Raw genomic sequence first — 2099 nt, 5'->3', positions numbered from 1 at the left:
GGCAGCTACAAAACTTTACCCCGATTGAAAGACGAAAGTTGGCTAGAAGAAAAACGCACTGAACTGTCCTACTTTCACTTGCTTCAAATTAGAAAAGGATTCTTTCCTCGTACTTCAACAGCCACAACAAAAGTAATCAAGGTTTTCTCAAAAGCCACCACGAAAATGAAGAAGCACCAAAGAAATAGGCTAAGAGTTAGAAGCCGTAAGCGATGAAATCAAAGCGAACACTTCGCATATAGTGCCACCGGAAAGAACGTGAAAGGCACTAACTGAAAGGTGTAAAGACGAGCGCCAAAACAGATAAACACCAAAACTTATGACCTTTGATGTCAAACCCGTACTAACGCCCTGTTAAGGGGTGAGCAACGCAATACAAAAGCCGCCGCATACCACCTTAATCACTAAATTCAACGCATAGTGAAAATGCCACGCGTTGCGAATCCCTCTTGAACAGTTTGTTAAACGCACATATCACGCACTTAATTAAATATTGCTCCACGACCTTCTTGAACTGATAGTTCACCGTACTCTATAGCTTGGTTTACTTTTTTGTAAGGCAAATACACGACAATAGAATAGCCAGAATTATGATCAAGATTAACGGCTATTGCATCTGAAGCCTTACCTGAAGGAAGCATAATACGAACATCGTAAACTACCGCGGTGGTGCTATATTGTCGATTTTCAGCTGCTTTAAGAAAGGCAGAATTGAGCAAATCAATGATCTCGGATGAAGGTGGGTATTCGCTCCCTTCGAAGACCGATACATCAACAACTTCTCCAGTTAAAGTGATCGCTGCACCATATGGATAAAACTCTCCATACTCAGCTAACATTTTTTCCGCAAAAGGCAGCACCAAGTCAAATAAGTGTTGGGTGTCTTCTTTCCCTTTCCCCAAATTGCCTCCAAAACAAAATGAACTAAAACATAACAGCAAAGCTATCAAACTCAATTTCACCTGATTAGCCTCCATATGTCGTTTAACGCCCTGTTAAGGTGTGAGCAACGCAATACCGATGCTTCCGCATACCACCTTAAACACTAAAATCAACGCATAGTAAAAATGCCACGCGTTGCGAATCACTCTTAAACAGTTTGTTATGTGATTAATCCACCATATGAAGCAACTATGGAGCCTATTAGCGTAAAGACATAATAAATAGCAATTCGACTATATTTATCTGACATTTTCGCGTAATGCTGTTTGTTGCCTGCATTAACAACCTCAATATCATTAATCTCCCAGGTAGGATTATCCTTACAGATGTATATCCCTTTACTTTTCTCAGCACACATGGGCTTGATATCATCAGCAATATCAGGGACGACGAGATTAGTAAAAGCCATCATTAAACTGAGGATCACGAGCATTGTGCCTGCCGCAGTTAACCAAACTGGGTTATTGAAATGAGCATAGAAAATCCAATGCACCAGAAAAAACCATACAAATAATACGACAAAAGCACCTTTAGAAGTTTTTAGGCTAGCGTCTGAAATACACTTCAAGAACAACAAGCTAATGGGTGGTGTTTCACATTTCAACGTTTACCTCCAAAAATCACATAACGCCTTGTTAAGGGGTGAGCAACGCAATACCAAAGCCGCCGCAAACCACCTTAAACACTAAAACCAACGCATAGTAAAAATGCCACGTGTTGCGAATCCCTCTTGAACAGTTTGTTAGGTGTATGCCTCCGAGACTTCTGAAACTGAAAAGCTCATAGCCAAAAAGGAAATTCCTGAGCCAAACTCATAGTTATGAACCTCTATTTGAGCGTGAGCCCATTGACGGCCACTGATATCTATAATCGCTGTACCACCAAGATATCCACTGAAGCCTTTTTCAATTTCTAGGTTAGACACACCTTCAAACTTGAAGCTTTTGAACATGCCACTCCTGTCGTGAGACACCATTTCAATTGAGCTCAACGTAGAGTCCCAAGGGTCGACATTATACTTAAACTCAACCAAATCATTATTTGCAAAGTCTGCAAAAATCACCTTTTCTGACAATTTGACCTCCTGACACCTAACGCCCTGTTAAGGTGTGAGCAACGCAATACCGATGCTACTGCATATCACCTTAATCACTTAA

The 2099-nt window shown here is 40.8% G+C and carries 4 protein-coding genes; 1 reads left to right on the top strand and 3 read right to left on the bottom strand.

Annotation, left to right across the window (positions count from 1 at the left end; all coding sequences use genetic code 11):
* Positions 1-216, top strand: a 216-nt coding sequence (locus tag VCHENC03_RS27870; protein WP_232310302.1) for a hypothetical protein, incomplete at its 5' end; no start/stop codon positions are given.
* A 266-nt stretch (positions 217-482) separates the two neighbouring features.
* Here the strand turns inward: VCHENC03_RS27870 and VCHENC03_RS24340 are convergent.
* From VCHENC03_RS24340 to VCHENC03_RS24345, 3 genes are all read right to left on the bottom strand, one after another.
* The gene (locus VCHENC03_RS24340; protein WP_157620992.1) at positions 483-962 is read right to left on the bottom strand and encodes a hypothetical protein; all 480 of its coding nucleotides are present in this window, start codon (positions 960-962) and stop codon (positions 483-485) included.
* A gap of 140 nt (positions 963-1102) precedes the next feature.
* The gene (locus VCHENC03_RS0125165) at positions 1103-1546 is read right to left on the bottom strand and encodes a hypothetical protein (RefSeq protein WP_032801945.1); all 444 of its coding nucleotides are present in this window, start codon (positions 1544-1546) and stop codon (positions 1103-1105) included.
* A 138-nt stretch (positions 1547-1684) separates the two neighbouring features.
* Positions 1685-2017 (bottom strand): hypothetical protein, encoded by a 333-nt coding sequence (locus tag VCHENC03_RS24345; protein WP_009704190.1) that lies wholly within the window; start codon positions 2015-2017, stop codon positions 1685-1687.
* Positions 2018-2099 lie beyond the last annotated feature (82 nt).

Source organism: Vibrio sp. HENC-03, assembly GCF_000305755.2.
Classification (GTDB): Bacteria; Pseudomonadota; Gammaproteobacteria; order Enterobacterales; family Vibrionaceae; genus Vibrio; species Vibrio owensii.
Note: the sequence above shows the minus strand (reverse complement) of the source record. Positions and strands in the feature narration are given on the sequence as shown.